Annotated in this window: 23 protein-coding genes and 2 pseudogenes; 19 read left to right on the forward strand and 6 right to left on the reverse strand. The window is 42.2% G+C overall.

From position 1 onward, the window contains the following. Nucleotides 1-35: 35 nt before the first annotated feature. A complete protein-coding gene (locus PSBA01_RS11155; protein WP_058025756.1) occupies nt 36-1,118 on the reverse strand; it encodes a 3-deoxy-7-phosphoheptulonate synthase in 1,083 nt (360 codons plus the stop codon). A 452-nt stretch (nt 1,119-1,570) separates the two neighbouring features. Here PSBA01_RS11155 and lpxB point away from each other — a divergent pair, with 452 nt between their 5' ends. The 3 genes from lpxB (at nt 1,571) to PSBA01_RS11170 (ending at nt 4,569) form a co-directional block, all read left to right on the forward strand. After that, on the forward strand, nt 1,571-2,887 hold the full coding sequence (gene lpxB / locus PSBA01_RS11160; protein WP_186474376.1) for a lipid-A-disaccharide synthase: 1,317 nt from the start codon (nt 1,571-1,573) through the stop codon (nt 2,885-2,887). Between the two features lie 22 nt (nt 2,888-2,909). Continuing rightward, a complete protein-coding gene (locus PSBA01_RS11165) occupies nt 2,910-3,782 on the forward strand; it encodes a ribonuclease HII (RefSeq protein WP_186474377.1) in 873 nt (290 codons plus the stop codon). A 364-nt stretch (nt 3,783-4,146) separates the two neighbouring features. After that, complete coding sequence (locus PSBA01_RS11170; protein ID WP_186474379.1) at nt 4,147-4,569, forward strand: hypothetical protein; 423 nt, start codon at nt 4,147-4,149, stop codon at nt 4,567-4,569. 120 nt (nt 4,570-4,689) lie between these two features. On the opposite strand, the gene PSBA01_RS11175 is transcribed toward PSBA01_RS11170, so the two are convergent. Then, nucleotides 4,690-5,355: a DUF924 family protein gene (locus PSBA01_RS11175; protein WP_186474381.1), complete on the reverse strand. Its 666-nt coding sequence runs from the start codon at nt 5,353-5,355 to the stop codon at nt 4,690-4,692. 99 nt (nt 5,356-5,454) lie between these two features. Between PSBA01_RS11175 and PSBA01_RS11180 the strand changes: the two genes are divergently transcribed. Both PSBA01_RS11180 and PSBA01_RS11185 read left to right on the forward strand, forming a co-directional pair. After that, nucleotides 5,455-6,696, forward strand: a complete 1,242-nt coding sequence (locus PSBA01_RS11180) for a carboxynorspermidine decarboxylase (protein WP_186474383.1) — start codon at nt 5,455-5,457, stop codon at nt 6,694-6,696. A 314-nt stretch (nt 6,697-7,010) separates the two neighbouring features. Beyond that, nucleotides 7,011-8,285, forward strand: a complete 1,275-nt coding sequence (locus tag PSBA01_RS11185; RefSeq protein ID WP_186474385.1) for a saccharopine dehydrogenase family protein — start codon at nt 7,011-7,013, stop codon at nt 8,283-8,285. 1,011 nt (nt 8,286-9,296) lie between these two features. Here PSBA01_RS11185 and htpX read toward each other — a convergent pair. Beyond that, complete coding sequence (gene htpX / locus PSBA01_RS11190) at nt 9,297-10,211, reverse strand: protease HtpX (protein WP_186474387.1); 915 nt, start codon at nt 10,209-10,211, stop codon at nt 9,297-9,299. A gap of 352 nt (nt 10,212-10,563) precedes the next feature. Between htpX and PSBA01_RS11195 the strand changes: the two genes are divergently transcribed. Together PSBA01_RS11195 and PSBA01_RS11200 are read left to right on the forward strand one after the other, a co-directional pair. Then, the gene (locus PSBA01_RS11195) at nt 10,564-11,376 is read left to right on the forward strand and encodes a PhzF family phenazine biosynthesis protein (RefSeq protein ID WP_186474389.1); all 813 of its coding nucleotides are present in this window, start codon (nt 10,564-10,566) and stop codon (nt 11,374-11,376) included. A gap of 6 nt (nt 11,377-11,382) precedes the next feature. Then, a complete protein-coding gene (locus PSBA01_RS11200) occupies nt 11,383-11,715 on the forward strand; it encodes a YnfA family protein (protein WP_093069968.1) in 333 nt (110 codons plus the stop codon). A 74-nt stretch (nt 11,716-11,789) separates the two neighbouring features. Here the strand turns inward: PSBA01_RS11200 and PSBA01_RS11205 are convergent, their stop codons facing one another. Continuing rightward, entirely contained in the window at nt 11,790-11,936 is a 147-nt protein-coding gene (locus PSBA01_RS11205; protein WP_167669391.1) for a hypothetical protein, read from the reverse strand. Nucleotides 11,937-12,277: 341 nt separating this feature from the next. On the opposite strand from PSBA01_RS11205, the gene PSBA01_RS11210 reads away from it, so the two are divergent. From PSBA01_RS11210 to radA, 12 genes and pseudogenes are all read left to right on the forward strand, one after another. After that, nucleotides 12,278-12,880, forward strand: a complete 603-nt coding sequence (locus tag PSBA01_RS11210; protein ID WP_186474390.1) for a 6-pyruvoyl trahydropterin synthase family protein — start codon at nt 12,278-12,280, stop codon at nt 12,878-12,880. Continuing rightward, nucleotides 12,873-13,403: a tRNA (adenosine(37)-N6)-threonylcarbamoyltransferase complex ATPase subunit type 1 TsaE gene (tsaE, locus tag PSBA01_RS11215; protein ID WP_186474391.1), complete on the forward strand. Its 531-nt coding sequence runs from the start codon at nt 12,873-12,875 to the stop codon at nt 13,401-13,403. The genes PSBA01_RS11210 and tsaE overlap by 8 nt, the downstream gene beginning before the upstream one ends. Nucleotides 13,404-13,444: 41 nt before the next feature. After that, nucleotides 13,445-15,184: a DNA mismatch repair endonuclease MutL gene (gene mutL, locus PSBA01_RS11220; RefSeq protein ID WP_186474392.1), complete on the forward strand. Its 1,740-nt coding sequence runs from the start codon at nt 13,445-13,447 to the stop codon at nt 15,182-15,184. A gap of 112 nt (nt 15,185-15,296) precedes the next feature. Beyond that, nucleotides 15,297-16,217 (forward strand): annotated as a pseudogene (gene miaA / locus PSBA01_RS11225) (tRNA (adenosine(37)-N6)-dimethylallyltransferase MiaA); the annotation flags it as partial. Continuing rightward, a pseudogene (locus PSBA01_RS13480) lies at nt 16,206-16,385 on the forward strand (tRNA (adenosine(37)-N6)-dimethylallyltransferase MiaA); the annotation flags it as partial. The pseudogenes miaA and PSBA01_RS13480, both read left to right, overlap by 12 nt. A 404-nt stretch (nt 16,386-16,789) precedes the next feature. Continuing rightward, nucleotides 16,790-17,320, forward strand: a complete 531-nt coding sequence (hfq, locus tag PSBA01_RS11230) for an RNA chaperone Hfq (protein ID WP_058024072.1) — start codon at nt 16,790-16,792, stop codon at nt 17,318-17,320. A gap of 220 nt (nt 17,321-17,540) precedes the next feature. Next, a complete protein-coding gene (locus PSBA01_RS11235; protein WP_093069980.1) occupies nt 17,541-18,533 on the forward strand; it encodes a KpsF/GutQ family sugar-phosphate isomerase in 993 nt (330 codons plus the stop codon). A gap of 76 nt (nt 18,534-18,609) precedes the next feature. After that, nucleotides 18,610-19,176 (forward strand): KdsC family phosphatase, encoded by a 567-nt coding sequence (locus PSBA01_RS11240; protein ID WP_093069982.1) that lies wholly within the window; start codon nt 18,610-18,612, stop codon nt 19,174-19,176. After that, nucleotides 19,173-19,757, forward strand: a complete 585-nt coding sequence (gene lptC / locus PSBA01_RS11245; protein WP_058024069.1) for an LPS export ABC transporter periplasmic protein LptC — start codon at nt 19,173-19,175, stop codon at nt 19,755-19,757. Before PSBA01_RS11240 ends, lptC begins: the two co-directional genes overlap by 4 nt. A 153-nt stretch (nt 19,758-19,910) precedes the next feature. Next, complete coding sequence (gene lptA / locus PSBA01_RS11250) at nt 19,911-20,393, forward strand: lipopolysaccharide transport periplasmic protein LptA (protein WP_223334273.1); 483 nt, start codon at nt 19,911-19,913, stop codon at nt 20,391-20,393. A gap of 66 nt (nt 20,394-20,459) precedes the next feature. Beyond that, nucleotides 20,460-21,239: an LPS export ABC transporter ATP-binding protein gene (lptB, locus tag PSBA01_RS11255; protein WP_071001684.1), complete on the forward strand. Its 780-nt coding sequence runs from the start codon at nt 20,460-20,462 to the stop codon at nt 21,237-21,239. Between the two features lie 267 nt (nt 21,240-21,506). Beyond that, nucleotides 21,507-22,943, forward strand: a complete 1,437-nt coding sequence (gene radA, locus PSBA01_RS11260; RefSeq protein ID WP_093069985.1) for a DNA repair protein RadA — start codon at nt 21,507-21,509, stop codon at nt 22,941-22,943. A 96-nt stretch (nt 22,944-23,039) separates the two neighbouring features. Here the strand turns inward: radA and PSBA01_RS11265 are convergent, their stop codons facing one another. Next, nucleotides 23,040-23,654 (reverse strand): septal ring lytic transglycosylase RlpA family protein, encoded by a 615-nt coding sequence (locus PSBA01_RS11265; protein WP_058024065.1) that lies wholly within the window; start codon nt 23,652-23,654, stop codon nt 23,040-23,042. A 902-nt stretch (nt 23,655-24,556) separates the two neighbouring features. Beyond that, a complete protein-coding gene (gene rodA / locus PSBA01_RS11270) occupies nt 24,557-25,699 on the reverse strand; it encodes a rod shape-determining protein RodA (RefSeq protein WP_071001679.1) in 1,143 nt (380 codons plus the stop codon). Nucleotides 25,700-25,876: the final 177 nt, after the last annotated feature.

The following is a 25,876-nucleotide window of genomic DNA, read 5'->3' on the forward strand; positions in this document are numbered from 1 at the left end:
GTTTTTGCTTGACGATATACTATCGTTAATGGCTATTAGCGGTTTGGTAGCACATCTTTTACCATATCACGCAAGCCGCGCAATGCGGTGACAGTGCTATCCCAGTCTAGACAGCCATCAGTGATAGATTTACCGTACTCAAGCTGACTTAAATCAGCGGTTAGTTTTTGATTGCCGCCTTTTAGGTGACTCTCAATCATCATGCCAATGATTGATTTATTACCATTTTGAATTTGCTCAGCGACGTTTTGGATAACCATCGGCTGTAAGTAAGGATCTTTACCTGAGTTGGCATGGCTTGAGTCAATCATGATTTTGCCATTGGTTTTGCCTTTTGCCAGTTCGTTCTCAACTTGAGCAACTGCCGTTTCATCATAATTAGGCTTGCCATTACCACCGCGGAGTACCACGTGTGCGTAAGGGTTGCCTTTCGATTTGATGATAGAGACCTTACCATCTGAGGATAGACCTAGGAAGCTATGCCCTTCTTTAACGGCTTGCATCGCATTGACAGCAACCGTCATACCGCCGTCAGTACCGTTTTTGAAGCCAACTGGGCAAGATAAGCCTGAGCTCATTTCACGGTGTGTTTGGCTCTCGGTAGTACGTGCGCCAATCGCTGACCAGCTGATCAAATCCTGCATGTACTGCGGCGTATTTGGATCAAGGGCTTCAGTCGCACAAGGCAAGCCTTTTTCATTCAAATCAAGCAATAACTTGCGAGCAGTACGCAAGCCCTTTTCGATATCAAAGCTGTCATTCATGTCAGGGTCATTAATCATACCCTTCCAACCGACCGTGGTACGAGGTTTTTCAAAATAAACACGCATGACGACAAATACGCTGTCTTCGATCTCTTTTGCCAATACGGCTAAGCGATCGGCATACTCATGGGCCGCTTTAATATCGTGGATAGAGCAGGGTCCAATGACCACAAACAGACGCTTGTCTTTACCGTCCAAGATATTTTGGATCGTTTGGCGACCGTTTAGTACGGTTTTGTATGCATCGTCTGACAGAGGTAGCTCAGCTTTTAGCTCAGCGGGAGTAATCAAAGGAATAAATTTTTCAATATTCACGTCGTCAATGTCTGCATTATGGGTAACTGATGTTGTCATGGTTATATATCGTCTAGCTGATTTATAGGAATATTCATTATGCGGACAAAAGTGTTGGTTGACAAGGGTAGTCCGGTAGTTAATTGACTGATAACTGGAATGAGGAAACTAAAACTTAGTTATACTTACACATGATTAAGGTTATATTTGAATTCGCAAATGCACGTTTGGTATTTCGCTTTTCTGTCTATTAATAAGGATGAATTAAGTGCTGGGTGCTCAACGATCAGATTTTATGCGTGAATTTAGCTATTTGTATCATCGTCACGTATGATAGCGACCGCGATGGCTTTATGATTGCGCACTAAAACGATTGCACACTAAAACATGAATGCCAAAAAATAGACACAGATAAAATGTGTATGTCATCAACATCTATCATTGACTGACTGTGTTATATTTTACAACAACGATTTATTTTATTTGTATATCTTCAATATTGAGAGCTTGTCATGACAGATTCTGCTACGTCTCATCCACATACTGATTCCATCAGCCAAACAGAGACGGATTTTAATAAACCTAAAACGACTGCCACGCCGCTAGTGATAGCCATTGTCGCAGGTGAAGTGTCAGGTGACAGTTTAGGCGCAGATTTTATGCAACAGATGAATAATCTGCGTGATGACATCGTTTGGGTAGGCGTGGGCGGCACTAAGATGCAAGCGCAAGGATTGCAAAGCATTTTTCCATTAGAGCGTTTGGCAGTGATGGGTCTGGTTGAAGTCATGGCGCAGCTACCAGATTTGCTCAAAGCACGCCGCGAGCTATTGAGTGCGTTTAAGACAGCCAATATCGATTGGTTTGTCGGTATCGATGCACCTGATTTTAACCTACGGGTCGCTAAAAAACTCAAGCCACAAGGCGTGTTCTGTGTGCAATATGTCAGTCCTTCTATTTGGGCATGGCGTGAGTCGCGTATCCATAATATTAAAGCGGCAACCCATTTGGTATTGTGCCTATTCCCATTTGAGCTACCGGTTTATGAGCGTCATAATCATCCGGCGATCTGTGTGGGGCATCCGTTGCTACGAACCATTGATCAAGCATTGATAGACACGCCAATCAATCAGCGCCGTAGCGAGCTGGTCTGGCACAATGATGGTTTACAGCAGTTTTTTATTGAACGGTTTGATGATGTCAGCCAGCTTATCTGCGTGATGCCTGGCTCTCGGCGTGGTGAGATTACCGCTATCTTGCCATTGATGCTTGACGGCATTCAAAAGCTCATATTATTAGACCCAAAGCTGTGTTTTATCATTCCAACGGTTGATCAAAATCACCAATATATTGTGCAAGAAGTCATTGATCAATGCTCAGAGCAGCTGCGGGCAGCTATTGTCGTCGTTTATGATGATACTCAGCCAGAGTTTAGTCAGCATGCGATGGCAGCGTCAGATATCGTGATGCTAGCTTCTGGGACAGCAACATTGGAGGCAATGCTGCTTGAGCGTCCGATGGTGGTGGTTTATCAATTGAATCAGATCACTTATCAGATTGCCAAACGTCTGGTAAAAGTGCCTTATGTGGCACTACCTAACATTTTGGCTAATGCGCCGATTGTGCCTGAGCTTATTCAAGAGCAGGCAAGTGGGGATAATATTTGCCGTACGGTAATGCGTCTATTACAACCGCGTGCTTATGCTGAGCAATTAAAAGATCTGCTCGCGACAAAGCACACGTTGCAGCAGCAAAGCAATCATGAGCCAGCGAATAGCGTGATTGAACAATATTTTATGAGCGATAGTAATGCCTCCAATCTTACCTAACCTAGAAAGACTTTCTAATATTATGCAAATTCAACCTAGCACAAAAAACCTAGCCCAGACAATTGACGTCAGTATTGATCATATTGATGTCAAAGGGCAGTATATTCAATTGGCGGCGCCTATACGCTTATATGGACAGTTGAATACCTCTAAGCTGTTTGCTCAATATGAGCGCGATGAAGCGCAACGCTTAGAACAGTCAATATTAAAAATTGGCGTTGATGAAGCAGGACGTGGACCGTTACTAGGTAGTGTCAATGTGGCCGCCGCGATATTGCCTGCGTCTTGGTCAGGATTGATTGAAGAACAACCACTCAAAGACACACCATTGTCGATACTGACAGACTCCAAAAAACTGAGTGAAAAAAAGCGCGATCTTCTTTATCCATTGGTACAACAGAATGCAGTCAGTTATATCATCGCTGATATACCAGCAGCTGTCATCGATCAAGTCAATATTTTGCAGGCTACCATGCTCGGTATGCGGTTATGTATCGAAGCTTTGCTAGAAGCAGTTTTTAAATATCTTTCTAAAACTAAAAGTCTTGGCATATCACTTGATAAATTACAGGTAGAGGCGTTGTTTGATGGTAATCGTTGTCCTGAGCTGAATGATGCTATATTTGATGGATTGGACATCTCGCCATCTTCTGTTGACTGCCAAGCATGGGTGAAGGGTGATGCACGTCATACCAGTATCGCAGCGGCTAGTATATTGGCAAAGGTGAGCCGTGATGAGACCATGTATGCCCTTGATATGCAGCATCCAGAATACGGTATTGCCAAACATAAAGGCTATCCAACTCGCGCACATATGGAAGCCATTGAGAGACATGGTGTCTTATCAGCACATAGGCGCAGCTTTGCGCCAGTGAGAAAGGCATTAGAGAGCTAATTTTAAACGACAATATCTCGTCTAGAAATCGTCTAATAATAAAGATTTAATGTACCAGCAGAAAGAAGATATATACCTATGTTAACAAACAGGCAAATTTCCGGAAAAATAACGAGCGAAAATTTATAAAATGTAATACAATATGTTGCTCTTGGTATAAAGTACTGTTAAATCAATGACTAAGCTTTTATTTTGAGTTTTATTCTCACTATGAATTATATATATTACTATTTTATAGGATAAGAAATACTGGCTCATCCCCCTCAAAAGAACCTTGCTGTAGTGCTTTTCTTGGCGGTATTTTTAACGGCCTGCGGTGGTGGTGGCGACTCCGATAGCAACTCGTCTTCTAATGATTCACCGAATGAGCCACCAAAAGGCGATATACAATGAGAGTCCAAACCCTATTAAAGGCACAGGTCGCGATTTACGTACCGATCCTATCGGACAGCCTGTTTATGTAAGTATGCCATCAGCGAACAAAATCAAAGTAAGCAACACCAAGTTCCGAGATACTCAGCGAAATACTAATGTACCGATTCAATTGATCGACTTTGATAACGATCCGTATGTGAACACCAACTACGCATTACCAGCGAATGAAGCATTTATTTTGCCATTAACAGATGCACTAAAGAGCTGCGAAGTTAATCGCGCGGCAAATCAAAGCCAGCAATGTGGTCTGTATGGCAATACAAAGTATCAAGTGAGCTTTGATATCTTGGTTGATGATAAAAACTTAGAAAGTAAGTCATTCACTTTTACGACGGGTAAGGTAAATTATTAGTTAAACCGTTTAATCAATTGTACAAACAAAAGGACTGAACCAAATAACTGGTTCAGTCCTTGTTTTATATAAAGAAACTATAAGAATATGATAAAGTAAGCAGACTGGATAAAATTTACTTTAAAATGAAGAGTTTGGCTGTTGCAAAAAGGCTTTTTCATCCTCAGTTGACTTGCGCCCTAGTACCTCATTACGATGTGGGTAACGCCCAAATTGATCAATAATTTCTTTATGACGATATTCAAAATCTAGCGTAGTGGCATCATCCAACTGTTTAAATAATGGCAAATAGCGCTCATGAATTAAGGCAGATTCAGAGTGCATAAATGGGATAATCATAAACTTACGCCATTGCATCGGTAAAGTGTCAAAATAGGGCTGCTGAGTGGCCTCTTGTGCTAAAACTAATGCCATACCGTCTTGGGCAAAAGCACAGGCTTGTTCGCGACACAGGTTTCGTGAAAACTGATCTAAGACAATGATTTCTGCCAGTCGCCCTGCTAGCGCTGTTATTGAACTATTGCCATCTAGAGAAGCTTCTGCGAGGCGCCATTTAACGCATTCACCTTGCTTTGCTGCCTGCCAAATGTCACCAAACTTGTCCTTTATCTGCTTATCAAAACGATCGTTTTGTTCAAACCAACACGCTTCATTATCTTTATCAAACCAAAAATCCAATACTGCACGCGCATCCGGGTGGAGGTGCGTCAAGTCTATATGTTTTGGATCCAGTTGAGAGGCATGGGATCGACTGGCAGAGGTGGAATAATCGGTTGAGAGTGCCATAAGATATTCTAATTATGATGAATTTAGTCTACTATAGCGCAAATATTTATATCTGTCTGTCAAGATACCAACAGCAGAGTGTCTATTAGGTAACCTATTATGAATGCAAAAAATCTAGAGAATTCTATCAACGCGACGTTGCCGCCAACGCCATACTACGTGCTTGATGAAGCGGCCATCGTTGTCAATATGAAAATCATCGCTAGGCTATGTGAGCTGTCTGGTGCAAAGGCATTATTGGCACTAAAATGCTTTGCCACATGGGGTGTTTTTGATGTGATGCAGCCTTATCTGCATGGCACGACTTCGTCTTCACTCAACGAAGTTAGATTGGGCTATGAGACTTTTGGTAATAACGCTGATGCCAGTAGCAGCGATAAAAAAGAAACCCACGCTTATAGCGTCGCCTATAGTGCAGACGAAATTCCTGAAGTACTCAGTTATGCTGATAAGATTATATTTAACTCAATCTCACAGCTAACTGCTTTTAAAAATCAAGCGGCAGCGCAAGGGGTTCCAGTAGGCTTACGATTAAATCCAAAAACCAGCAACTCATCATTTTTGATTGCTGATCCTGCACGTCCATTTAGCCGCCTTGGTGAGCACAATAAAGATAAAATCGCAGCGGTACTTAGCGATATTACAGGCGTTATGATTCATAACAACTGCGAGAATGACAGTTTTGAAGCCTTTAGTGAAAGTTTGGCAGATATCGAATCTAGATTTGGCGATATTTTGCAGCAACTTGAATGGGTAAGCTTAGGCGGCGGCATTCATTTTATCGCGCCTGATTATCCATTAGAAAAGCTGGCTGACAGATTAAAAGTATTTAGTGAGACCTATGGCGTGCAAGTTTATCTTGAGCCAGGTGAGGCAAGCATCCATGGCGCGGGCACGTTGGTGACGACAGTGTTAGACACCATGCACAATCAAAAAAATCTCGCCGTCGTCGACGCTTCGATTGAAGCACATATGCTCGACTTGCTTATCTATCGTGAGTCCGCACCGATTGCCGCGATCAATAATACTGCTGCCAATATTGCACCCACTGGCAATCCAGCAGAAGCTGCGCCGTTTGAAGCCAATGCTGAGTCAGCAGACCATACCATTATTTATGGTCGTTCTTGCTTAGCAGGTGATATCTTTGGTGAGTATGCATTACCGAGTAATATTCAGATAGGCGATAAGATTGCCTTTGGTAATGCGGCAGGTTATACGATGGTCAAGAAAAACTGGTTCAATGGGGTTAATATGCCAGCGATAGTGATTCGTCGTTTGGACGGCAGTACTGATATCCAGCGTGAGTTCGACTATGAGGAATATAAAGCCAGCCTATCTTAAGCCTTAGTAGCGTTAGTAGCCTTAGTTTTTAAGACTATGTTATTGTCGGGTTTTGTATTTTAATGTTTAAAAAACAAAGGCTTAACCTGTATTAGTATGCATTTTAATATCTCTACTTTTTATACATATTTTTTACCGATAAGGGAATAAAAATTGTTATAATCGCGTCGGGCAAATAATGGAGTATTATCTGCCCGACGGGTGCGTGGGTTTTCCTCGGTCTTCCTTTTTAATTCACGCATATCATTCACTCGTTTCTGTTTTGCATAGCCGCAATCAATGGTATCGACAGGGGCACAAAGGAGGATTGTTCATTGAACACAAACCAACAAGCCAAATCTAACAAAAAAGACGTACTTATCATCGGAGCAGGTGGTGTCGCTCAAGTGGTCGCGCATAAGTGTGCGATGCATAATGATGTGCTTGGCGAGATCCATATCGCCTCACGTACCAAAGACAAATGCGATGCCATCGCGCAGAGCGTAAAAGAAAAAGACAGCTTTAAGCAGGCTGCAGTCTTGCATACACATCAGGTCGATGCCATGGACAGCCAAGCACTCGTGCAGCTGATACAAGACACAAAAATACAGATACTTATTAATGTTGGCTCGGCATTTATCAATATGACCGTACTAGAAGCTTGTATTGAAACAGGCACGGCATATATAGATACGGCTATTCACGAAGATCCACGCAAGATTTGTGAGACACCGCCGTGGTACAACAACTACGAGTGGCAACGTAAACAGCGCTGTGCAGACAATAATGTCACTGCTATTTTAGGTGCAGGATTTGATCCCGGTATGGTCAATGCGTATGCACGCTTGGGCTATGATATGATGGATGCAGGATCTGTGACTGATATTGACATCATTGATATCAATGCGGGCAGTCATGGCAAATACTTTGCGACTAACTTTGACCCAGAGATCAACTTCCGTGAGTTTACAGGGACGGTTTACTCTTGGCAAGACAGCAAGTGGCAGTCTAACAAAATGTTTGAAGTTAAACGTACAGACGATTTACCAGTTGTGGGTGTGCAGAACAGCTATCTGAGTGGTCATGATGAAGTGCATTCATTGTCAGCCAATCTAGATGTACCAAACATTCGTTTTTGGATGGGCTTTGGTGAGCATTATATCAATGTATTCACCGTGCTACAGAGCTTAGGACTACTGTCTGAGCAGCCAGTGATGACGGCTGAAGGCCAAGAAGTGGTGCCGCTAAAAGTCGTGAAGGCAGTACTACCAGATCCAAGCTCGCTGGCACCAGAATATACAGGCAAGACCTGCATTGGTGACAAAGTCAAAGGTAAGATCAATGGCCTTGAGACGGAAGTATTTATCTACAATGTCTCAGATCACAAAGACGCTTATAACGAAGTGGGTAGCCAAGGTATCTCGTATACCGCAGGCGTGCCACCTGTTGCTGCTGCGATACTGGTCGCGACTGGTGAATGGGATGCAGGCACAATGGTCAACGTCGAAGAGCTAGATGCCAAACCATTTATTAATCTGCTCAACAAGATTGGCCTACCAACGCGTATCAAAGATAGCGAAGGCGATAGAGCACTAGAGTTTGATATTTAATTAGCAAGCGTAATTTAGAAAAGCCTGTCTTTTATAGATAGGCTTTTTTTATGTCTGGGTTTATGAATAATGGGGGCTGGCGGTGTCATTACGTTCTTGCTACTATTTATTGTGGTTGAGGTATCTTTATATACGCTTTAACTTAGCACATATAGCAGAATAAGTAGTAAGATATATAATACTTTATAGCGTGTTTTCTAGTTCAATACCGTGTATATTATCTAGTAATTATTTTCTAAAAGGTTTCGGAGCCATCAACTCCGAATGTCGCTTGATAAGCGGCTAAAGGGCGATCCCTTATCTAGAGTAGTCTCGAAATTTGGGCTGGTTGTGCCAGCAGAAGTCGTCCGAACGGGTAAGCTTATACTAGTCAAAGTAAGCCCAACCGCGTGGCAACGCGGTATATAAATGCGAATCTTTAATGATTCAACCGGTTGAGTCGTTTGAATGGATTAATGCCATGAAAATATCAACCAATATAGAGATTAAAGTAAATGTAGCAGCAGTAATTACAGCCATAAGTGGACTTATACTTACAATTGCTATGATTTATTTCAATCTTTGAAAAGCCCTATGATGTCAGTGGCAGCTGGCATTATAGGCATTCAATACAACTTTTAAAGCTTTGCCTTATAAGATTTTTAGGTCAGCGGTTAGCGGTGGAGGTTCAAATCCTTCTGCTCTTGTTTTGTTCCTAGTTATCTGTCTCGTGTTGATGGTTTTGTCTTATTTGAAAAATCGTATGTTGACAACTTTAGATTCAGACTGTAATTCTGAAAGGGAGGATAATTCTATGGGAAAAGTAGCAATTTTAAAAATTTTTGCAGCTTCAGTGATTGATATTATTCAGGCGCTGGGAACAAGTTTTGTGGCCTTTGGTGGGCCGCTTACCTAAGAATCTTATATTAATCGAATAGATATCGTTATACTAAAAAGACAACTAAAATTTTTTAAAATTAAATTAGCTCAATTAGGGTACGTTCAGCGTATAACTAGAATATAATTAACCGATTAAACCTCACTAGGATTATATTCTCGCAACGCCGCAATACGGTCGTCAAGCGTTGGATGTGAGCGGAATAGGTTTGCAATACTAAAGCCTTGAGTTTGCCCAGACGAGATTGCAAACGCTTTCATACTCTCAGGCATTTGATCGGGTCGCTGTGCAGAAGGACGCAACGCATCAAGTGCACTGATCATTTTTTCGCGGCTGGCAAGTTTTGCGCCCATTTGATCTGCACGGAATTCACGTAAGCGTGAGAACCACATCACGATAGCAGACGCCAAAAAGCCAAGTAGAATATCCATCACAATACTAGTGATGAAGTACCCAATACCTGGGCGATCACTGGTGTTTTTAAACACAGTACGGTCAACGAAACTGCCTACAATACGTGCAAAGAACATTACAAACGCATTGACCACGCCTTGAATAAGGGCAAGGGTTACCATATCGCCATTAGCCACATGACCAATCTCATGCGCCAATACTGCTTCGACTTCATCTTGATTCATATTCTGTAGTAGACCAGATGAAACCGCCACCAGCGCTTTATTTTTATTCCAGCCAGTTGCAAACGCGTTTGGCTGCGAATTATTGAAAATACCAACTTCAGGCATACCGATGTTTACCGCTTGCGCTTGTTTTGCCACTGTATCGACCAGCCATTGTTCAGTTGGGTTACGTGCGGATTCTATTACCACCGTACCCGTAGATTTTTTGGCCATCCATTTTGACAGAAATAGCGAAATCATTGAGCCGACCATGCCGTAGATACCGCACATAACTGCAAGACTGACATAATTTAGCCCACCTGCTGCATATACACCGCCAATCCCAAAAAATCTGGATAGTATCCCAAACACAATGCTAAAGACCACGATCACGGCCAAGTTGGTCAATAAAAATAATCCAATACGCATCATGACGCTAATTTCCTATTTAAAGTGTCGGTATGGCCTAGATAGGCGGTTATCTAAGAGGTTTGTTTGCTATGATAGATTTTACTGTGGTTTTATGTGTCATACCATTTTAATAATGTCAAAGTGCTAAAATAATTATATTGTCCCAACAATAGCGAGATTTTTTGAGATAATTGGCGAACTAGGTATATATTAGCTCGTTGCCAAGACTGGTTAGCTACAGTACAACATCACCGAAACTATTGCCTATTGATCTAAGTATTAAGTTTTGGTCAACTATTTCTTATTTTGATTTCTCGGAAGATAATGATGACCAAGATTAATCTTTAAAAAATTATAACAATGAGAACATCCCATGCAACTAGAAATAAACGTCATTGACGCTTTTACTGATACGCTATTCAAAGGTAATTCCGCTGCGGTTATTGTGACAGATGAATGGTTAGATGATGCTTTGATGCAGTCTATTGCGTCTGAAAACAACTTGTCTGAAACGGCTTTTATCGTTGTTGATGACAAAGGTATTTATCATATTCGTTGGTTTTCACCATTGACCGAAATTGACTTCTGTGGTCATGCGACTTTAGCCGCTGCCTATGTATTGTTTAACAAAAACCCAAACGTACAGTCGATTAACTTTTTAGCCAAAGCGGTTGGTATTTTGACAGTCGCAAAAACGGATTCTGGCAAAATGCAAATGGATTTTCCCAATAGAATGCCTGAAAAAATTAATGACATTCCTGATAGTTTATTAGCAGGTCTATCCATTGCACCTGCTGAAGTCTATCGCAATACTCAAGCGTATTTCGTCATCTATGATTCTGAATCTGATGTATTGAATGTTGTGCGTGATAATGAGAAGTTGAAGCAGCTAGCGCCTTATGATGTAGTGGTAACTTGTCAGGCAACCTCAGAAAATTATCATGATTATGATTTTGTCTCTAGATACTTTTGGCCAGCAAATGGTGGTGATGAAGACCCAGTAACAGGTTCGATTCATACTGGACTTGCCCCTTTATGGGCGAAGCGTTTAGCCAAAAATGAATTAGTCGCTTATCAAGCATCTAGTCGCGGCGGTGTGCTTGACTGTACCGTGGCAGACGATAGAGTGCTTATTTCTGGCAATGCCGTACAATACCTGACTGGATTTATCACCGTTGAGGAGTAGGTAAGTTTGACAGAATTAAAGACCGTTGGGCTTTTTGCGCTGACCGCATTGGCTGAGATTGCAGGGTGTTATTTGCCTTATATATGGCTGCGAGAAGGTAAATCTATCTGGCTATTAATACCTGGCGCACTGAGTTTGATCGCGTTTGTCTGGCTGCTGTCATTACATCCGACTGCTGCAGGTAGGGTCTATGCGGCCTATGGTGGCGTATATATTTGTATGGCGATTTTATGGTTATGGACGGTCAATGGGATACGACCAACCGTGTGGGACATAGTGGGCTCAGTAGTTGCACTATTAGGAATGGCGATTATTATGTTTGCGCCGCGCAGTGCCTAAAAAAAACGAGTGGCCAACTCAAAAAAACGCCAATCAAACCACTAGGTCAGATCGGCATATTGATACGAAAAATATTAATGTTTACCTAAGATGCTACCATTGTCGTCTTTTTTCGCTTGTTTCGCCGCTTTCTTTTCTTTGGCGGTCAAAAGTGGTTTCTTTTTGACATTCTTCTTACTGTCTTGACTTTGCTCATGGTAATTCCTTTGTAGATAACGCATACAACCTGCTAAGCCAATTGGGCTGACTTAAGGTAAGTATGGTGATGACTAACATACATAACAGCTTACCCAATTGAGTATAGGCTTAAGCATTAGTAATAGATAGTACTCGCACAATTCGCCTACGATTCAGTTCTCTTGCTTCTTTCCTTTAGCGAAATCATTGCTTTAGCCAAGTTATGCGCTAATCGATTCGTTCAATTAATCATGGTATTCATAAGTGCTTACTTACGGATACATGGCGATTTGCTATAATTAGCCATAAACCGATTCATAAACGCGGCAAACTCTTATTTATTAACTTTTAGCACCATCGTGCTCACTGTTTTGGTCAAATTATTATGCGTATACGTAAACTATTCAAATTTGAAAACGCTCACATCGTTCGCAACTGTAGCTCTGAGCGCTGCAAACACTCAATCCATGGTCACAGCTATCAGATTGAGCTGATTTTAGAGGCCACCCGTCTAGACCATGGGCAAATGGTTTATGATTTTGGGCTACTAAAATCTTCGATCAAAGATATTATCGACAGCTTTGATCATGCGATCTGTTTTTGGAACAAAGACGATCCTGAATATGTCGCAGCGTGTAAGAAATTTAGCGCACGTTGGATCAGCCTACCAGTCTCACCATCGGCAGAGCAGTTTTCACGTGTGATATTCTTTTGGGCGCAAGAAATACTGCGACAGACGCAAATGCAAAATGGTGAGACGGATGTCAGTGTGTATTCAGTGATTGCCCATGAGACCGCGACGGGTTACGCGCAGTGTTTCGCCGATGATGTGGCAAACGAGCAAATGGGTAAGCTGGTTTTAGAGGATTTTGAATTTAGTGAACAAGTTCGTGCTGAGTGGACGGACTCTGAGCTATACGCCAAGCTGATTCGCGGTGAAAGCTTCACCAACCCAACGGTGACTATGCAGGTTCAGACTGATGCATAATGATCAATCAATAGAAAACAGTGACACTGTGCAAACTTTGATACTGAACTCTGAGCAAGACACTCAGTCACTGGCTGAGCAATTAGCGACATTGCCGCTGACGGGCAGTGTGTGGTTAGCAGGGGATTTGGGCGCTGGCAAGACCACTTTAACGCGTTACTGGTTGCATGCTCTCGGTCATACTGGTGCGGTAAAAAGCCCAACGTATACCTTGGTTGAGCCTTATAGCATTGAACAAAACAATGGCACGACTAAGCCTGTTTATCATGCAGACCTATATCGTCTCCAAGATCCAGAAGAGCTGTCTTTTATAGGATTTGATGAATATCTAGATGAGACTGACGCATTAGTTATCATTGAATGGGCGAGCCGTGCTGATGGTTATCTACCGATGCCAACTTTGTTTATCGATATTACGCAAGTTGAAAACGATGATAAAGGTAATGAAGCACGCCAAGTGCACTTAAAAGTATCAAAAGCAGGCCAAGCGCAAGGTCTGGATTTATCAAAACTTAATATCTAAATCACACCACTTGCCATTCTTTTAAAATATGACATCTATCAATGCCAGATAACCACCACAACACCCGTATCAAAAAACTATCGCCGCTGCTGATTAATCAACTAGCAGCAGGTGAGGTCGTGACACGTCCAGCAGCGGTCGTCAAAGAGCTGCTCGAAAATGCCATTGATGCAGGTGCCACCGATATTGAGATACGTATTACTCAAGGTGGTATGGGCATGATTGAAGTGGTGGATAACGGGGTGGGTATTCATCCTGATGATATGGTCATGGCGATTACTCGTCATGCGACCAGCAAAGTCGCTGATGTTGCTAACTTGCACGGTATTACAACGCTAGGTTTTCGTGGTGAAGCATTAGCAGCGATGGCTGCTGTCTCACGTTTGAGCTTAACCAGCAGTCATGATGATAGTGGTATTGGCCGTCAATTGCAGGTCGCTGGCGTGTTGGACGATACCCCAAAGCTCACCCCCGTTGTTCATAATCGCGGCACCACCGTTACAGTAAAAGATTTGTATTTTAATGTGCCTGCCCGCCGTGGTAATTTAAAATCTATTGCCACTGAGTTTGGTCATATCGAAACGATCGTTCGTGAGGTGGCGCTGGCACGTTCTGATATTGCGCTGATGCTATTTCACGACAATAAAAAGCGCCTGTCATTAATTGCAAGTGCGTCGAGCATCGATAATAATGATGTCAGTCACCTCCCATTGGCACGCTTAGAACAAGCGACGGGTATGGTATTGATGGATAATGTGCTCAAAATATCCATAGATCTATCGAATATTATACAACGGCCGACAAAGCATGATAATGACAGTCTACTGAATCAAGCATCGATTAGCGGCTGGTTATGGCCGATGACGGATGAGCAAAAAGACTTGCCAAAGCTGATTTATGTAAATGGTCGATTGGTAAAAGAAGCATTGATTATCAATCAAATGCGTCAACTGGCTCAGAGTGCTCAGCTAGCAGGTATGGGGTATGCGCTTTATTTTGAGTTGCCAACCCAATGGCTCAATGTCAATGTACACCCATCAAAGCAGCGTATCAAAATCAGTCCGCTAAACAATATCATGGCTCACTTAAGCCATACGATTCGCTCACAGCTAAAAATAGTCAATGCTACGCCAAAGGTTGCTAGCCCCGATAATCCAGAAGTGTCAAAAAAAGACGTCTCTGTAGATAATTTGTCTGACACACATTTGCCCAATGATATGCCTATAGATCACACAAGACAGAGCAGGCAAGTACAAGAACCTAGACAATCATATCAATCTGCCTCAAGCAAATCATTTCCAGATAAATCACTAGCTCAAGAACCAGCACCATCTTATGTCGATGAGCCGTTACAGCAAAGTCGCCATACTTCGTATCGTTCATCCGAAGCGCCTACAGTTTCATCCTTACCAATCTGCTTGGATATTATTAATGATGCAGAGGCTCTTGTTATCGATTCAACCGCAACTGATAAAAACCTACCTTGGCTCTTATTTTATCATCAAGGGCAATGTCTATTAATAAGTACTAAAGACTGGCAGTCAAAGGTAAGCCAGTTGTTTGAATCATCTATATTTAGCAATAAGGTATTTAAAAAAGATAAAATGTCAAACAGTGCTATGGAGATCAATCATCAGCTTACAACAGTAAGCTCGCAAATGACTGCACAAGACTCTGCGGTTTTTGTCGCAGATCTCGCTGATATACTGACAAGAAATGCGATCAGAATCTTAGACAGTCATCGTTTAGTCACACTAATGTTATCTTCTACATCCGAATAAATATCAAGCTGACTACTATTTTAGCCAACTACATATTGAGAAAGGCAATTCTATGCAATATTCGTCTGATAGCGTCTCTACTAATCTGCCTGATAATAGTGTCGTGTGTCTGATGGCGCCCACTGCCAGCGGAAAAACAGCATTAGCATATGAATTATACGATACAGGCCGTTTTGAACTGATTTCTGTGGATTCAGCACTGATATATCGCGATATGAATATTGGTACCGCAAAACCAATAGCAGATGAATTAACGCGTTATCCGCATCATTTGGTTGATATTATTGATCCCATGCAAAGCTATAGCGTCGCTGAGTTTATTGATGATGTAGCACGTCTTATTGATGAGTGTCATGAGCGCAAAAAGATACCGCTGTTAGTAGGCGGCACTATGATGTACTACATGGCGCTACTCGATGGCCTGTCTCCCGTACCTGATAGCGATGACAGCGTACGTGCACGCGTTGAGCAGTGGCGACAAGAGGAAGGTATCAGTGCTTTATATGATTATCTTGGCCATGTTGACTCAGTTAGCCATCAGCGTTTGAATGCGACGGATACTCAGCGCATTACTCGGGCAATTGAGGTTTATTTGCAGACAGATAGGCCCATAAGCGACTGGCAGCGTGAGCCAAAACAAGCTTTGGCCCATCATCCAGAACAGCAGTGGCATGCATTGTCAGTGATACCAGACCGCCCGTGGTTACATGCGCGTATCGAACAGCGCCTTGATATCATGTGGCAAGAAGGGTTAGTGGCAGAGGTTGTTGGCTTACTTGAGAAGTACCCGCTGACCCCTAATATGCCGTCGATGCGCTGTGTGGGTTATCGCCAAGTATTGGAATATCTCGTTCGTACGCAGCATCCAGTATTGGATAAAACCCATTTGGACAAAGCCCAATTTTATGAAGCCTTTGCAGACTCTAAAAGCCTAATGGCCATAAATAAGATGCAAGGCGAGGGCGTTTACACAAATGCTCAGCCAGATGTATCCTATGCTGAGACCGAAGCGCTTGCTTGTCAGGAAATGCAAAATAAGGCATTATATGCCACAAGGCAGCTGGCAAAACGCCAATATACATGGCTTAGAAAAGTTGCTCAATTGCCTGATGCTGCATCTGAGTTTGATGATGCGGTCACCAAAGGGATGGTGCTAAAAAACTTTACAACAATGGCACAAGCAAGAGATTATCTTTTTTGAAAATATACTTTTATCTTATTGGCTTGCGTCTTACTTTACGTTTTCAAAGCACGTTATTGATATATAAATAAAGAATCACAATTAGTTTCAAAAATTAGCGTGGATAACTGTTATAATTTGAGCTTACTACAGATCTAGTAGCCGTTAAATACAGTTATCTTGGTAGTAGATAGCTATTAACTTTTACAGAAAAAACGCTTGATGAAACAAGTGGTTACCTAATTACTGACAATGATAACGTACTCGCGTTAAAGTGGAATAACTTAAGAACAATGAATATTTATTTAGATACGTTTTATAAAGAAAACATATTATTGTATCTACCTTTTAGCCACTATAATTAAATTGACACTTAGAATAATTGGCACTCTAAACATAACTATATAATATTTAGGAGAGATTTCATGTCAAAAGGACAAACTTTACAAGATCCATTCTTGAATTCGCTGCGCAAAGATCGCATTCCTGTCTCTATTTTTTTGGTTAACGGTATCAAGCTGCAAGGCCAAATTGAATCATTCGATCAATATGTTGTACTCCTCAAAAATACAGTCAGTCAGATGGTATATAAACATGCCATCTCAACCGTAGTGCCAGCTCGTAACCCGCGTAGTAGTACAACCACTACAGGTACTGGCGCTCAACCTCAAGGCTTAGCGCAAACTGGTTATCAAGGGGGTGGCTTTGAGCGTGGCAGCAATCCTGCTGCGGGCGGTTTTGAAGAGCGTGGTTTTGCCTCTAGTCGTAGTGGATTTAATCGCGGAGGGTTTAGTCAAGGTCAAGAACGTGGCTTTGAGCGTGGTAGCTTTGGACAAGGTCAGGAACGCGGTTTTGAGCGCGGCGGCTTTGGACAGGATCGTGGTTTTGATGCACCGACAGACGGTACGGGCTTTGAAGAAAAGCCGGACAACGGATCGAATGATACCAATAGTTAATTAGCTGCACGCATTGAGTATATTATCCAACTATACATTAAAAGACATGATTTATACGATTAAGACCTGCTGCTATAGTGGGTTTTTTTTATATAAATAAGCAGATAGTTACTGTAAAAAATAATGGCTGCCTCCATTATATAAATGGTAGGCCATTATTAATATGAAACAGAGTATAGTAAAATACTAGGTTGATTCATTATAAAAATAGAGCAGATTCATGAGCGATACTACAACTGATTTGACCCATGAGCAATTTATCACAACGGCTATTGACGCGATTAATACTGAGATATCTGCATTAGCATTGTTGACGGAGCAGATAGATGACAGGTTTGCACAAGCATGTGACGTTATTTTGGCTTGTCAGGGTCGAGTGGTAGTAACGGGCATGGGTAAATCAGGATTGATTGGACGTAAAATAGCAGCGACTTTTGCCTCGACGGGTACGCCTGCTTTTTTTATGCATCCTGGTGAGGCAGGTCATGGCGATTTGGGCATGCTGGTCAAAGGTGATGTACTGCTTGCTATCTCGAACTCTGGTGAATCCGATGAGATTAAGATGCTATTGCCAGTGGTCAAACGCTTGAACATCCCTCTAATTAGTATCAGCCGAGATAAACGCGGTATGCTGCCACGAGCGGCTGATATTGTTTTGACCCTTGGCCACTCACAAGAGGCTTGTCCGCTCAATCTTGCCCCTACATCGAGTACAACGGCTACCTTAGCGTTAGGGGATGCTCTAGCGGTCGCCTTGGTACATGCTCGTAACTTCACTTCTGAGGACTTTGCATTATCGCATCCAGCGGGCGCATTAGGTCGTCAGCTATTGACGCGTGTCGAAGATTTAATGCATACCAAGTCAGAAGACTTACCCTTGATTCACCAACAAGCACCGCTACAGCAAGCACTATTTACGATGTCTGCTGGACGCTTAGGGATGACCGTGGTGACGGATGATAATGATAAAGTCGTTGGCGTATTTACAGATGGTGACTTACGCCGTGGTCTTGAAAAAGGTATTGATCTACAAACGCCGATGAATGAGGTAATGGTCAGTAACCCACGCCATATCAGTAAAACAATGCGCGCATCGGATGCCTTGAGTGTCATGAATGAAAATGGTATCAGTCAATTACTAATTATTGATGATGAAGATCGTTTAGAAGCAGTCATTACGGTTCATGATCTATTACAAGCTGGTGTAAAGTAATTCATTAATAGTTGATAGAACGATTGGTTTTTCATATAAAATAGTTAGAAAAATATTCGTCAAAAAGAGACAAATAATGCAAGATTTAATAAAAAAAGCCGGACAAGTAAAGCTATTGATCATGGATGTCGATGGGATTTTATCTAATGGTCAAATTATCTACGACGCAAATGGTATCGAAACCAAAGCGTTTTCAGTACAGGATGGCGTCGGTGTTAAGTCTCTAGCGCGTTATGGCATTTTAACTGCTATTATTACTGGGCGTAGCAGCGCTATGGTTGATAAACGTGCAACAGAAATGGGTGTCAATCATGTGGTACAAGGACGGGATGATAAGCTCATTGCACTAAAAGAGTTATTATCGTCTCTTGACCCTGCGCTCAATATTACTGCTGCCGACTGCGCTTATATGGGTGATGACTTGCCAGATATTAAAGCGATGCAAACGGTAGGGTTTGCAGCAACCGTACCCAATGCACACGCGGAAGTCATAAAACGCAGTGATATGGTCACCACTCGAGCAGGGGGTGCAGGTGCAGTACGTGAAGTATGTGATCTCATCTTAAAGGGGTACGGACATTATCAAGACTTTATTGCACATTATACGCTTGATGAAACTCAAGCTCAGGATGAACTGTCGTGAATACACGTGTTCTCATTATATTAGCGTTGATTATTGCTGGTATTGCGGGCTGGTTTTTCCAGCAACAAGGGGATGTGTCGCCACCAGTCAATATCGAGACGACAGATGTCGATTATGAAGCCACTGATATCAAAGCAGTTCAGACAAATGAGCAAGGTGAAACTGAGTATGAACTTACTGCTGAGTCTTTAACGCATAATCCTGAGACCAATCAGGATGAGATGTCAGGCATCACGATGAATTGGGAGCCGTCAACAGAGCAGCGCTACCGTATTCAAGCAGGTAGTGCAGCCATCAGTCAGCAAACAGGGGAGTTGAGCTTATCAGGTGGCTTTACACTGGTTAGCGAAGGTAATAAAGAGGCGTCTGATATTGAGCCAATCAAAGTGACTGGTAGTACCCTAAAAGGCAATACAAAGTCTGGTCAAGTGTATAGCGATGAGCCCGTCAAAATTGAACAAGGGATGAATCGTTTTGAAGCATCCAGCATGACTGCCAATCTGGAAACGGGTGAATATGAGTTTGGGCAAGTTGCTGTCGCTTTTACGCCCGCTGATCGTCAAGACAAAGCATTATTTTAAACTAGCGTTTTCTACTACATTAAAACAGCAGCCATCATGAAGTTTGCAAATCCTATCAACAATTATGAAACGAGTTATTATATGAAATCTAAATTTTTGCCTACTTTATGCGCATCAATCTGCTCACATAAGCTACGTGTTGTTCCAACGTTTATGTTGTTAGCCCTACCATTGTATGGCCATGCACTGCCATCAGATGCCAATCAGCAAATCAAACTGCTAGCGGACAAGGCCACTTATAGTGAGCGTACTGGCGTCACTAGTTACTCAGGTAATGTCATTATTACTCAAGGCACTTTTAAAATGACTGCGGACAATATCACAGTCAATCTCTCGCAGCAGCGCAGCATTAATTCAGCGGTAGCGACGGGTCGTCCAGCAACTATGCAGCAGGTTGTGACGCAAGAAAAAGGCTTGGCAAAAGGTCAGGCAAATAAGATTGATTATAACGCGGTATCTGGCATTATCACTCTAACAGGAAATGCCAAGCTGGTTCAGAATGGGGCAAGTTTTGCCGGTAATGTTATTCGTTATAGTCTAAAAGCAGGTGATGTAGAAGCGACCGCTGGTGGTAATCAGCGAGTAGAGTTGGTATTTCCACCAAATAATAATACCAACCAAAGTGGCGTTCGCTAACCTAGCCAACCAAAGCATGAATAGGTTTTTGGTAGTATACGAATATCGTGAAAGCAAGAGTAAGCTATGAGTGACAATAAAAATATAGATTCTTCAGTATCAAATAGCAATACGGCGCCTGTCGCTCGCTTGACTATGCAAAATTTGGGTAAACGTTACGGCAAGCGCTGGGTAGTCAAAGATGTCTCGTTTTCTGTTGAGCAAGGCCAAGTTGTTGGACTGCTAGGCCCGAATGGTGCTGGTAAAACGACCAGTTTTTACATGGTGGTGGGACTGGTCAATATGGATAAGGGCCGTGTCACTCTAGGAAAAATGGATCTGTCTAAATACGCTATGCACGAGCGTGCTCGTGCTGGTATTGGTTATTTGCCGCAAGAAGCGTCGATTTTCCGTAAATTATCTATCGAAGACAATATATTGGCGATTTTGCAGACTCGTACAGAATTAAGTAAAGCTGAGCAGCAGCAAGAGCTTGAAAAGCTGATTGGCGAATTTCATTTAGAACATGTACGTACCTCACTTGGAATGAGTGTGTCAGGCGGCGAGCGTCGTCGCTGTGAAATTGCTCGTGCGCTAGCAGCGGATCCTAAATTTATCTTATTGGATGAGCCATTTGCTGGTGTAGACCCCATTTCTGTTGGCGATATCAAGGATGTTGTTTTGACACTGAAAAATCGTGGTATTGGTGTCTTAATCACTGATCACAATGTTCGTGATACGTTAGCCATCTGTGAAAAGGCTTATATTGTTTCAGAAGGGGCTATCATTGCCGAAGGTACTTCATCGGAAGTCTTAGAAAATGATCTGGTCAAATCTGTTTACTTAGGTAAAGACTTTCAAGTATAGCCCGCTGTGCTAAATCATTTTTTACTCATATTCTTATCTACACGAACTGCTGATTTTAGCATTGCAACTAACTTATAAAGCCAGCAGTCAACATCTTCATTATATTTAGAATAACCTACGCTTAACGCTCTTCCTTCTATCAAATACAGCTTTCGATACTCACAACTGGCTGATCGCGACAAACACTCTTACATTCCCACTCATCAAAGAGCGTACGATATTTTATTCATTATTCTCGACTAATCATCTGGATAAGGCTCATCATTTATGGCAAAAAATAAAAGCAGTTATGTCTGTCAGAATTGCGGCGCGCATTTTGGCAAATGGGCAGGGCAGTGTACAGATTGCGGCGAATGGAATAGCTTGGTAGAAGCGCCAAATGTCAGTATGCCGCATCACAATAAAAGTACCGCCAAGCCTAATGCCGGCCGATCCACTTCTCGTAGTACTGCTGCACCAGTTGGTAACTACTCTGGCACTCACAGCGCCGTTATGCCACTTAACGCAGTCAGTGTGACGCTAGACACACGCTTGCCAACAGGCATTAGTGAGTTTGATCGTGTGCTGGGTGGCGGATTGGTAGCTGGTTCCGTCGTACTAATCGGTGGTGACCCGGGTATTGGTAAGTCAACCATATTGTTGCAGACAGCGACTAATATGGCACGTGCTGACTCTTTGGCAGGTAGCGCGCTTTATGTGACTGGCGAAGAGTCACTTGCACAAGTAGCTATGCGTGCCAAACGCTTAGATTTACCTGCTGATAGACTTCGCGTACTCGCAGAGACCAATGTGGAAACCATTTGTGCGGCCTTGACCCAAGAGCAGCCAGCCATTGCTATTATTGACTCTATCCAGACTATTTATACTGACGCCATCAATTCTGCACCAGGCGGCGTCAGTCAAATCAGAGAGTCTGCCGCGATCTTAACGCGCTATGCAAAGCAAACAGGTACAGCGCTATTTTTAGTGGGCCATGTGACGAAAGAAGGCACTTTAGCAGGCCCACGTGTACTTGAGCATATGGTCGATACGGTATTGTATTTTGAAGGTCAGTCTGACTCACGTTTTCGGATGATTCGTGCAGTCAAAAACCGTTTTGGTGCGGTTAATGAGCTGGGTATTTTTGGCATGACTGACATGGGGCTCAAAGAAGTTGCCAACCCATCAGCGATATTTTTGAGCCGTTATGATAAGCCCGTTGCTGGATCTGTTGTTATGGTTAGCCGTGAAGGGACTAGGCCATTACTGGTTGAGGTGCAAGCGTTGGTGGATGACTCCCAAGGACAGCCTAGACGCATGGCGTTGGGTTTGGACTTCCAGCGTTTGTCCATGCTACTAGCAGTGATGCATCGTCACGGTGGCATTCATACCAGTGGACAAGACGTCTATGTCAACGTTGTTGGTGGCGTCAAAGTCATAGAGACTGGATCTGATTTGGCAGTGTTGTTGGCATGTGCCTCAAGCATCAAAGAAAAGCCATTACCATCGTCATTAGCAGTGTTTGGTGAGGTCGGTTTATCTGGTGAAATCCGTCCAGTACCCAACGGTCAGGAGCGTTTAAAAGAAGCGATGAAGCATGGGTTCAAACATGCGATTATTCCAAAGGCCAATGCACCTGCTAAAGACGCGCCTCAATTTAAAGGAATCAATGTGATTGCTGTTGAACGTCTCGACGATGCCATCGAAAGTGCGTTTGAGCTATAGATAGTCTCAGGAAGTATAAAGGATGTTATCAAAAAAGCGCCTAACTCATGATAAGTTAGGCGCTTTTAGTGTTTGTCTTATATGAATTGTCTAAACTTAAGGCCCTGAAACACGCTCAATAGAAACGTTACCAACACCTTTGTTTGTGATACCTAAACGCTTAGCAGCGCCGTAAGATAAGTCCATAACACGGTTGCCATGGAATGGGCCACGATCATTGACTTTTACTACAACGCTCTTGCCATTCGTCTTGTTGGTCACTTTGACATAGCAGTTGAGTGGTAATGAGCGATGTGCTGCCGTCAAACCATTCATGTCAAAGGTTTCACCGCTGGCTGTTTTACGACCATGAAACTTACGACCATACCAAGAGGCAAGACCAGTTTGCTTAAATTTACTAACAGAATTAGAGGCTACTGCGGTTAGACGCTCTAACACATCTTCATCATTGGTGACTTGAGTGGTATCACTCGCTAATAGTGAACTACTAAGTGCTAATGAAGTAGGCTGACGTGCTGATTTGACCAAACTTGATGCACCATCATGCTGACGGCTAAGCTCACCAAGTACACGATCGATATGGGAGGCGTTATCTTGTGAAATCATCGCAAGGGAGGTTTTTGCTTCTACAGCATTTACATTTGTAGCAACTGCAGAGCCAGCGAATAAAACTGCCGACATTGTAAGTAAACCAGATAAACGCTTATTCATAAATACCTCTATAACTTATACACCAAAACCTAACTCTAAATTTTTAGATTGAGTATGACAGCGTTAGAGTGATATAACAGTGACTCACGCTATTTCTATTAATCTTTGGTTTGTATTATGGCCAATATTTAATAGAAAACTTCTATAGGTTTTAATATATGGTAATTTTTCATTTTATGATCATAAGTAGCGGTAGTAATGACCGTAGTTACTTAGGACATGCTTAAATGATAGTCAGCGATATTCATTGAGTACTTATTTTTAACTTAGAGAGTAAGTACCAATGTCGCTATATGTCGTATCTATAAAACTTCCGATATACAAACTTTCTGGTATTGCTAAAGTAATGAAGGGTTTAAAAGTTTTTGCGTGATGCTTTGTTATTAAACCGTTAATTAAGTAGTGTATTTGAAAGTCTGAAATCTACAAGATGCTAACTATACGACCAATCTACAACCAAAGTATAATTAAATGCAAATTTTGTTAGTGGCTATGTACGGGTTATGTATCAAAGTACAGTAAAACGAGGTTAACGCAATTTTTTGTAAAAAACAAGAAATAAAATATTTCAGCCCTGATTTACAATTCATTTTGGTTAAAAAAATCACTGTTAATGACAGTATGATACAAGTAATTAAATAACAATACTTTATGTCTCATGACAGCATTTTGATAGTCTGGTCATGACTGGGGGTTATGTAGTATCTATTAAAAGTAACAAAATATTAATAGTAGCAAAATCGCTGATACTTTGATTTAATCTAAACTTTGTTGTCATTAGTCATGCGAGAGTGCTTTATTTTATGCTCAGTGTTTTTGAGAGATATAAATGATGTGTGTTTGTCATATTTCAATGATAATTTACTGATGTTTTATATATAAGGTATTGTTTATCAGTGTTTTTAACCAGATTTGTGAGTGTGAATCGACATCAATAAGCCAAAACCTGCCATCAAAGTCACGATAGCGGTACCACCATAGCTGATGAAAGGAAGGGGTACGCCAACAACAGGTAAAATACCGCCAACCATACCGACATTGACGAATATATAAACGAAGAAAGACATGGCAATAGCGCCCGCAAGCAGCCTGCTATAAATGTCAGGATGGGTGAAAGCGATATACAAGGCACGCGACAAAAGGCAAAAGTAAATAAACATCAGCAGCATGACACCTAGTAAACCAAATTCTTCAGAGAAAGCTGCAATAATAAAGTCAGTATGACCTTCTGGTAAAAAATGCAGATGCGACTGTGTGCCTTCTAAATACCCTTTGCCAGTGAGACCACCTGACCCAATGGCTGTCTTTGACTGAATAATATTCCATCCAGCACCTTGTACATCGGCTTCAGGATTGAGTAAGGTTAGGACGCGCGTACGCTGATAATCATGCAACAAAAAGTTCCAAGCAAATGCAATAAAAGGTATCGCTAAAACCACAGCAGCAGAAATCAGACGCCAAGATAGGCCCGCCAAGAACAGCACAAAAATGCCACTAGCAGCGACTAAAAGCGAAGTGCCAAGATCAGGCTCTTTTGCAATCAGCAATACAGGAACGATAATCAATGCCAGAGTGATGGCAATACTGGACGGTGATGGCGGAAGATCACGCTTGGACAAAAACCAAGCACACATCATCGGCATACCAAGCTTCATAAACTCAGACGGCTGCACACTACCAAACCCAGGTAAGTTGATCCAGCGCTGAGCACCCATACGCACTTCACCAATGATATCAACCAATACCAATAATATAAGACCTAATACATAAAACACAGGCGTAAAGGTACGGTAAAGGCTTGGCGGTATTTGTGCCATCGCAAACATTACGGTGAATGCCACACCGTAACTTACCATCTGACGTATGACCATGCCGATGTCTTGACTGGCAGCACTATATAAAATCGTCAGGCCAATGCAGCAAACCGTTAACAAAAGCAAGGTCAACCACGGATCGATGTGAATACGTTGCCAGATCGTCGGTGCATGACCTTGGCCTAAGTGATGGCTCTGACGTGAAAAACGGTATTGCGGGTTAGAAGACATAGGCAAAGTTTGGCTAGCAGTTGGAGTAAAAGGGAGAGGTTATCTAAGCTGTCTTATATAAAATATGTGATGAGTATTTGATGGTCTCTATTCTAATAGAAGCCCACGGACAAAAAAACAAGCAGATACTTATCATCTAGGCAATAAAGTCACGTAATTATAAAAGTGATAAGGATA

The sequence above is a fragment of the Psychrobacter sp. KCTC 72983 genome, from assembly GCF_014280455.1.
GTDB classification, from domain to species: Bacteria; Pseudomonadota; Gammaproteobacteria; order Pseudomonadales; family Moraxellaceae; genus Psychrobacter; species Psychrobacter pacificensis.